At 54.8% G+C, this 8432-nt stretch carries 5 protein-coding genes and 3 pseudogenes; 6 read left to right on the top strand and 2 right to left on the bottom strand.

Going from position 1 to position 8432, the window contains the following annotated elements; all coding sequences use genetic code 11:
• Window positions 1–367: 367 nt before the first annotated feature.
• Window positions 368–606: pseudogene (locus BBW68_RS20755) on the top strand (serine protease); the annotation flags it as partial.
• 88 nt (window positions 607–694) lie between these two features.
• On the opposite strand, the gene BBW68_RS11070 reads toward BBW68_RS20755, so the two are convergent.
• Entirely contained in the window at window positions 695–1315 is a 621-nt protein-coding gene (locus tag BBW68_RS11070) for an L-threonylcarbamoyladenylate synthase (RefSeq protein WP_070135410.1), read from the bottom strand.
• A gap of 337 nt (window positions 1316–1652) precedes the next feature.
• Between BBW68_RS11070 and BBW68_RS11075 the strand changes: the two genes are divergently transcribed.
• The 5 genes and pseudogenes from BBW68_RS11075 (at window position 1653) to trpA (ending at window position 8184) form a co-directional block, all read left to right on the top strand.
• Entirely contained in the window at window positions 1653–3215 is a 1563-nt protein-coding gene (locus BBW68_RS11075; protein ID WP_070135411.1) for an anthranilate synthase component 1, read from the top strand.
• Window positions 3215–4809 (top strand): annotated as a pseudogene (gene trpD, locus BBW68_RS19865) (bifunctional anthranilate synthase glutamate amidotransferase component TrpG/anthranilate phosphoribosyltransferase TrpD). The gene BBW68_RS11075 and the pseudogene trpD overlap by 1 nt, the downstream one beginning before the upstream one ends.
• Window positions 4810–4811: 2 nt before the next feature.
• Window positions 4812–6173, top strand: a complete 1362-nt coding sequence (gene trpCF, locus BBW68_RS11090) for a bifunctional indole-3-glycerol-phosphate synthase TrpC/phosphoribosylanthranilate isomerase TrpF (protein ID WP_070135413.1) — start codon at window positions 4812–4814, stop codon at window positions 6171–6173.
• Between the two features lie 17 nt (window positions 6174–6190).
• Complete coding sequence (gene trpB, locus BBW68_RS11095) at window positions 6191–7381, top strand: tryptophan synthase subunit beta (RefSeq protein ID WP_070135414.1); 1191 nt, start codon at window positions 6191–6193, stop codon at window positions 7379–7381.
• Window positions 7381–8184: a tryptophan synthase subunit alpha gene (gene trpA / locus BBW68_RS11100; protein WP_070135415.1), complete on the top strand. Its 804-nt coding sequence runs from the start codon at window positions 7381–7383 to the stop codon at window positions 8182–8184. The genes trpB and trpA overlap by 1 nt, the downstream gene beginning before the upstream one ends.
• A gap of 63 nt (window positions 8185–8247) precedes the next feature.
• On the opposite strand, the pseudogene BBW68_RS19195 reads toward trpA, so the two are convergent.
• A pseudogene (locus tag BBW68_RS19195) lies at window positions 8248–8432 on the bottom strand (hypothetical protein); the annotation flags it as partial.

The following is an 8432-nucleotide window of genomic DNA, read 5'->3' on the forward strand; positions in this document are numbered from 1 at the left end:
CAGAGTGAAAAGGCGTAAAACAAGAAATTTAGGCGCATATATTATTACTTAATATCACAAAGATATCGGGGCATGATATTAATCATAGCGATAATAATAACGTCTGTATGGGCTGCGAGGGGAATAAACAGAAATTGAATTTCAAAAACTGCTTATTTCTAGTCGTGAGGCACTCACCTTTACTTATTTATGGAATAAAAACATCTAAAATTATTCTGTTGTGTTCTTTCGAATGGGCCTATTGGCCTGACTCAACGAGTGAGATCTGGAAGGCATTACCCACGAAAATCTATGCGGCCCAGAACGCGCTGGAACTACTTTCATGCTCCGGTAAGAGCTCAACGGAATGCTATTGGAAGGTCCCCCCCCCTACTGTGACCTCGCCATTATCTACCACAAAAACGACATTAAGACGCTGCCGAAATTCCGCGATGGCGCTATCGGCGAGTTGGTCAAAATGTATGTTATAGCTTTATTTCCGCCATACCGGTAGAGTCATCCGGCATTAATCTCACGCTGACCAGGATACGTAATGATTGGAATAAGCGCCCGTGCGTGGCAATGGCATCAAATGCAGGATGTCTCACTGTATATTCCGTATCAGGATTTTAAAGAGTGGCTGGAAAAATTAACATTGTAATAATATTAACCGACAAATAATAACATACCGTCTTTCAGAGACTGTTATTTTTACTTAAAGGAAGGGTTGAATATCACCCACGCCTTCGCGGATCACTTCCGGCGTATTTTCCGTTAAATCGATAACGGTGGTCGGCTGCTGTCCGAGATAACCGCCGTGAATAATCATGTCAACAATCTTACCGATCTCATCCTGAATCGCTTCCGGATCCGACTCGGTGAAGTCATTGCCGGGCAGCATCAGCGACGTAGACATCATCGGCTCATTCAGCGCTTCCAGCAGCGCCAGCGCAATGGGATTCGATGGCACGCGCAGGCCGATCGTTTTACGCTTTTTGCTCATCAGACGACGCGGCACTTCTTTGGTCGCTTTGAGGATGAAGGTATAGTTGCCCGGCGTATTGTTTTTGATCAGGCGGAATGCCGTGTTGTCTACGTGAGCATAGGTAGACAGCTCTGACAGGTCACGGCACATCAGCGTGAAGTTGTGGTTGCTATCCAGCTGACGGATGCGGCAGATACGCTCCATCGCGTTCTTATCTTCCAGCTTGCAGCCCAGCGCATAACCGGAATCCGTGGGATAAACGATCACGCTGCCTTTATTTAACATCTCCACCGCCGACTTGATCAGGCGCAGCTGGGGATTGTCTGGATGAATATAGAAAAATTGACTCATAACTAACCTCTCACCTGCGCTTTCTGCGCGGGATCATTGTGCGATTTCAGGAAATGTCAAAACGGCTCCGGAAAACACGGGGAAATATCGCAGCATGATACTGACATTTACCACTGAGGGAAAAAGTATATTGACTTTTTGCTATGAACCAGTTAACTAGTACGTAAGTTCACAAGCAAAGGTGTCTGTATTATGACGTATTCATTCATCTCTGATGACTGGTTGGTGGCACACTTCACCTTGAACGGGCGAAGCTGTCATGCACGGTTAATACGCAGTGCAGGTACTCAAGCCCGCCTACCGCGGGTTTTTTTGAGCAAAAAACAGAGAACATCACATGCAAAATGCTAAACCTACAGTGAAGTTGATTACTGGCAACACACCTTATAGAGCAGATCCTGCTGCGATCTTTCATCAGCTTTGCGCCGCGCGCAGCGAAACGCTGCTGCTGGAATCGGCCGACGTCGACAGCAAATGCAACCTGAAAAGCCTGCTGATTGTTGACAGCGCCCTGCGTCTCAGCGCGCTGGATAATCGAGTGCAGGTGCAAGCGCTGTCGGAAAATGGCCGTGCTCTGCTACCGCTGCTGGATACTGCCCTGCCCGCCAGCGTTGAGAACCACGTGCATCCGGACGGGCGTGTGCTGGTATTTCCCATTAATGCTGAAATCCAGGATGAAGATTCTAACCTGCGCGCCTTATCGATATTCGACGCACTGCGCCTAATCCTACAGCTGGTGAATGCCCCGGCAGAAGAGCGCGAAGCGGTGCTGATGGGTGGTCTCTTCGCTTACGATCTGGTTGCCGGTTTCGAAGCGCTGCCGGAGTTGAAAAACGAACAGCGCTGCCCAGACTACTGTTTTTACCTTGCTGAAACCCTGCTGGTGATCGACCATCAGACTCAGAGCGCACGCCTACAGGCCAGCCTGTTCACTCACCAACCGGCTGAGTTTATGCGTCTGCAAAGCCGCATCGAACAGCTGCATAGCCAGATGCAGCAGCCAGCCACGCCGCTACCGGTGCAGAAAGTGGAAAGCATGAGCCTGATCATCAGCCAGAGTGATGAAGACTACTGCGCGGTAGTGCGCAAGATGCAGGAAGCGATCCGCGTCGGCAAGATCTTCCAAGTGGTGCCGTCTCGCCGTTTCTCCCTGCCATGCCCTTCGCCGCTGGCTGCCTACGACACGCTGAAGAACAGCAATCCCAGCCCGTATATGTTCTTTATGCATGATCGCGACTTCAGCCTGTTCGGCTCGTCACCGGAAAGCTCGCTGAAATATGACGCGCGCAGCAACCAGATTGAAATCTATCCGATTGCCGGCACACGCCCGAGCGGACGTCATGCAGATGGTTCGCTGGATCGTGACCTCGACAGCCGTATCGAACTTGAGATGCGTACCGATCATAAAGAGATGGCCGAACACCTAATGCTGGTTGACATAGCGCGCAACGACCTAGCGCGTATTTGCCAGCCGGGCACCCGCTATGTGGCGGATTTAACTAAAGTGGACCGTTACACCTTTGTGATGCACCTCGTCTCCCGCGTGGTTGGCCAGCTGCGTAACGATTTCGACGTGCTGCACGCCTACCGCGCCTGCATGAATATGGGCACTCTGAGCGGCGCGCCGAAAGTACATGCCATGCAGCTGATTGCCGAAGCCGAGGGGACGCGGCGCGGCAGCTACGGCGGTGCCGTGGGTTACTTCACCGCCAGCGGCGATCTGGACACCTGCATCGTGATCCGCTCCGCCTATGTTGAAGATGGCGTGGCAACCGTTCAGGCCGGCGCCGGCGTGGTGCTTAATTCAAATCCGCAGGCGGAAGCGGATGAAAGCCGCAACAAAGCGCGGGCGGTTCTCCGCGCCATTGCCACTGCTCATCACTGCAAGGAGATTTTCTGATGGCCGATATTCTGCTGCTCAATAATTTCGACTCTTTTACCTATAACCTCGTCGACCAGTTACGCACCTTCGACCATAACGTGATGGTCTACCGTAACAATGTTCCGGCGCAGACGCTGATTGAGCGCCTGCAACAGATGGAAAATCCGGTGCTGATGCTGTCGCCAGGCCCGGGCGCCCCGTCAGACGCGGGCTGTATGCCGGAGCTGCTGCTCGCATTACGTGGCCGCCTGCCGATTATCGGCATCTGTCTGGGCCATCAGGCTATTGTGGAAGCCTACGGTGGTCACGTCGGCCAAGCGGGCGAAATCCTGCACGGTAAAGCGTCAGCGATTACGCATGACGACCAATGCATGTTCGCCGGTCTGAGCAACCCGCTGCCGGTAGCGCGCTATCACTCGCTGATAGGCAGCAACATTCCTGCGGGGCTGACGGTGAACGCCACCTTCAACGGCATGGTGATGGCCGTACGCGACGATGCCAACCGCGTCTGCGGCTACCAGTTCCATCCGGAGTCGATTCTTACCACTCAGGGGGCACGCCTGCTGGAACAAACCCTCGCCTGGGCGCTGGCGTAATCATGGAGTTACAAGAGATGCACACTATTCTGGAAAAACTCTTTCAGGCTGAGATCATGACGCAGGCTGAGAGCCACCAGCTGTTTTCGGCGATTATCACCGGGCAGCTGGAGCCAACCCAGCTGGCAGGCGCACTGATTGCGATGAAAGTACGCGGTGAGCAGCCGCAGGAAATTGCCGGGGCTGCGACGGCCCTGCTGGAAAATGCAAAACCCTTTCCGCGCCCCGACTACGCGTTTGCCGATATTGTCGGTACTGGCGGGGACGGCAGCAACAGCATTAACATCTCGACCGTCAGCGCGTTTGTCGCCTCGGCCTGCGGCTTAAAAGTCGCCAAGCACGGCAACCGCAGCGTTTCGAGTAAATCCGGTTCTTCAGATTTGCTGGCAGCTTTTGACATCAGCTTGGATCTTCCGGCGCAGAAAGCGCGCCAGGCTCTGGACGATCTAAATATCTGCTTCCTGTTTGCGCCGCAGTATCACAGTGGGTTCCACCATACGATGCCGGTACGTAAAGAGCTGAAAACCCGCACTATCTTTAACGTGCTCGGCCCGCTGATCAACCCGGCGCGTCCCCCGCTGGCGGTGATTGGCGTTTACAGCCCGGAGCTGGTGCTGCCGGTGGCGCAAACGCTGAAAGTGCTGGGCTATCAGCACGCTGCCGTGGTTCACGGTGGCGGCATGGATGAAGTGGCGCTGCACAGCGCCACCCACATGGCGGAGCTGCGCGACGGTGACATCACCAGCTACCAGCTGACGGCGGAAGACTTCGGTCTGAGCAGCCAGCCGCAGGAGGCGCTGACCGGGGGCACGCCGGAAGAAAATCGTGACATTCTGGTGCGTTTACTCCAAGGTAATGGAGAGCTGGCTCATGAAGAAGCCGTGGCGGCCAACGTCGCCCTGTTGCTGAAAATTTTTGGCCATGAAGATTTGCGACAAAATGCTCAGCAGGCGCTGGAAACGATCCGCAGCGGTCGTGCTTACGAGCAGGTTGTCGCCCTGGCAGCAAGGAGATAATCATGCAGGAAACCGTACTGAATAAAATCGTCCAGGATAAAGCTATCTGGCTGGCAGAGCGCCAGCAGCAGCAGCCCCTAGCCACCTTCCAGAATGAGATCGTCCCGTCGACGCGCGGCTTCTATCATGCGCTACAGGGAGCCCGCACCGTGTTTATTCTGGAGTGCAAAAAAGCCTCCCCGTCGAAGGGGCTGATCCGCGAAGACTTTGACCCGGCGATTATCGCTGGCGTCTACAAGCATTATGCCTCGGCGATTTCAGTACTGACAGACGAGAAGTACTTCCAAGGAAGCTTTGATTTTCTACCGATTGTCAGCAAAGCTGTGACCCAGCCGGTGCTGTGTAAAGACTTTATTATCGCCCCTTATCAGATCTATCTGGCGCGCTATTACCAAGCCGATGCCATTTTGCTGATGCTATCAGTGCTTGACGACGAGCAGTATCGCCAGCTCTCCGCCGTGGCGCATAGCCTGCAGATGGGCGTGCTGACCGAAGTGATCAGTGATGAAGAGCTGGAGCGCGCCACCTTGCTGGGTGCGAAGGTAATCGGCATTAACAACCGCGACCTGCGCGATCTCTCTATCGATCTGGACCGCACCCGCCGCTTGGCACCGAAAGTGGCGCACGGGGTCACGGTGATCAGCGAGTCCGGTATTAACAGTTACGCGCAGGTGCGTGAGCTTAGCCACTTCGCCAACGGCTTCCTGATTGGCTCTGCCCTGATGTCAGAAGATGACCTCACCGCCGCCGTGCGTCGATTGATCTTCGGGGACAACAAGGTCTGTGGACTGACGCGAGCCGAAGACGCCCGCTGCGCGCTGGAGTCCGGCGCAAATTACGGCGGGCTGATCTTTGCCGAAGGATCGCCGCGTAAAATCGATAGCGCTCAGGCCTCAGCTGTAATGGCGGGCGCCGCATTAAAATATGTTGGCGTATTCCGCAATGACAGCATCAGTGACATTGTCATTAAAGCGCAGCAGCTAGAGCTATTTGCCCTGCAGCTGCACGGTGCGGAAGATCGCGAATTTGTTAGTCAGCTGCGCGCAGCGCTTCTGGCAAGCGTGAAGATATGGAAAGCCTTCAGCATTGGTTCCAGTCTGCCCGCTCGCGACTGGCCACACGTCGACCGCTATGTGTTTGATAACGGCAATGGCGGCAGCGGCCAGCAGTTTAACTGGCAGCTGTTACAAGGTAAAAAACTCGATAACGTGCTGCTAGCCGGTGGCCTCGGGGCGGATAACTGCGTGCAGGCAGCACAGCTCAGCTGTGCAGGCCTCGACTTTAATTCCGGCGTGGAGAGTGCCCCCGGAATTAAGGATGCCGGTAAAATTGCTTCAGTGTTTCAGATGCTGAAAACCTACTGATATATTGAGAAGCGGTCATGACTAAGTTAAATCCCTATTTTGGTGAGTTTGGTGGCATGTACGTGCCGCAGATCCTGATGCCGGCTCTGGAACAGCTGGAAGACGCTTTTATTAGCGCTCAGAGCGCCCCGGAATTCCAGGCTGAATTTACCGACCTGCTGAAGAACTATGCGGGCCGCCCAACGGCGCTAACGCTGTGTAATAATCTGACGAAAGGCACCAAAACCCGCCTGTACCTGAAGCGTGAAGATCTGCTGCACGGCGGCGCGCACAAAACTAACCAGGTACTCGGCCAAGCGATGCTGGCAAAACGCATGGGTAAAAACGAAATTATTGCTGAAACCGGAGCCGGTCAGCACGGTGTTGCCTCGGCCCTCGCCAGCGCCCTACTGGGCCTGAAATGCCGCATTTACATGGGTGTGAAAGATATTGAGCGCCAGTCGCCAAACGTGTTACGTATGAAGCTGATGGGAGCGAAAGTGATCCCAGTGCACAGCGGCTCAGCCACGCTGAAAGATGCCTGTAACGAAGCGCTGCGCGACTGGTCCGGCAGCTACGAAACCGCGCACTATATGCTCGGTACTGCCGCCGGTCCACACCCGTTCCCGACTATTGTGCGTGAGTTCCAGCGCATGATCGGCGAAGAGACGAAAGCGCAGATTCTGGAGAAAGGGGGCCGCCTGCCGGATGCCGTCATCGCCTGCGTGGGCGGTGGTTCGAACGCCATCGGCATGTTTGCCGATTTTATCGATGAGGCTAGCGTCGATCTGATCGGCGTCGAGCCTGCAGGCCACGGTATTGAAAGCGGTGAACACGGTGCGCCACTCAAGCATGGCCGCGTCGGCATCTACTTCGGTATGAAGTCGCCGATAATGCAGACCGCAGACGGTCAGATTGAAGAGTCTTATTCCATCTCCGCCGGTCTTGATTTCCCCTCTGTCGGACCGCAGCACGCTTACCTGAACAGCACTGGCCGCGCTGAATACGTCTCGATCACCGACGACGAAGCTTTGGATGCGTTCAAAACTCTGTGCCGCAGCGAAGGGATTATCCCAGCCCTGGAATCTTCCCACGCGCTGGCTCATGCCCTGAAGATGATGAAAGCCGCCCCTGAGAAAGAGCAGCTGTTGGTGGTTAACCTCTCCGGCCGTGGCGATAAAGATATTTTCACCGCGCATGACATTTTGACCGCGAAGGGAGAAATCTGATGGAGCGTTACGATAGCTGTTTCAAACGTCTGGCAGAACGTAACGAAGGTGCCTTTGTCTCCTTCGTTACCCTTGGCGACCCGATGCCGGAACTCTCGCTACAGATTATTGATGCGCTGGTGGCCGGTGGTGCCGATGCGCTTGAGCTGGGCATTCCCTTCTCCGATCCGCTGGCGGATGGTCCGACCATCCAGAATGCCAACCTGCGTGCCTTTGCGGCTGGCGTGACACCGTCACAATGCTTTGAGATGCTGGCCGCTATCCGCCAGAAATACCCGGAGCTGCCAATCGGCCTGCTGATGTATGCAAACTTGGTATTTTCCAACGGCATCGACAACTTCTATGCCCGCTGCCAGCAGGTTGGCGTGGACTCGGTGCTGGTTGCCGACGTGCCGATTGAAGAGTCTACCCCGTTCCGTCAGGCGGCGCGGCGCCACAACGTCGCGCCAATCTTCATCTGCCCGCCTAACGCCAGTGACGATCTGCTGCGTGAAATTGCTTCACACAGCCGTGGTTACACCTATCTGCTGTCGCGTGCCGGCGTTACCGGTTCGGAAACGCGCGCCAATCTGCCGCTTAAGCATCTGGTGGATAAACTGCACAAGTACCATGCTGCCCCGGCGCTGCAGGGCTTTGGTATTTCTGAAGCGTCGCAGGTGCAGGAAGCCGTTGGTTCCGGCGCAACGGGCGCTATCTCTGGCTCTGCAATCGTGCAAATTATCGAAAAAAACTTGGCACAGCCGCAAGTGATGCTCTCTGAACTGAGCGCTTTCGTTAGCAAACTAAAAGCTGCAACACGCTAAGCAGCACCCATGCCTTATCTCCCGGATAAGGCATTATTTTCTTTCAATTTCCCCCGCAATACTCTAGCGGCCTGCCGCAGCAGAGTCGATGTTGATATCCATATGCCACAGCGAGGCGTTAATCAGCCAGTCAGGCGTCAGCTGATCATCAAGACCGACCGGCCCATTCCCACTTGAAACGCAACCAAATGGAGGGGGCTGCTTATGCCACCAGTATATGGGGGGGTAATCATTTTGATACTGATCGT

It is taken from the genome of Candidatus Erwinia dacicola (assembly GCF_001756855.1).
GTDB classification, from domain to species: domain Bacteria; phylum Pseudomonadota; class Gammaproteobacteria; order Enterobacterales; family Enterobacteriaceae; genus Erwinia; species Erwinia dacicola.

Coding starts and splice junctions, on each gene's coding strand:
- BBW68_RS11070 (WP_070135410.1), bottom strand. CDS start 1,315: ATGAGTCAATTTTTCTATATTCATCCAGACAATCCCCAGCTGCGCCTG.
- BBW68_RS11075 (WP_070135411.1), top strand. CDS start 1,653: ATGCAAAATGCTAAACCTACAGTGAAGTTGATTACTGGCAACACACCT.
- trpCF (WP_070135413.1), top strand. CDS start 4,812: ATGCAGGAAACCGTACTGAATAAAATCGTCCAGGATAAAGCTATCTGG.
- trpB (WP_070135414.1), top strand. CDS start 6,191: ATGACTAAGTTAAATCCCTATTTTGGTGAGTTTGGTGGCATGTACGTG.
- trpA (WP_070135415.1), top strand. CDS start 7,381: ATGGAGCGTTACGATAGCTGTTTCAAACGTCTGGCAGAACGTAACGAA.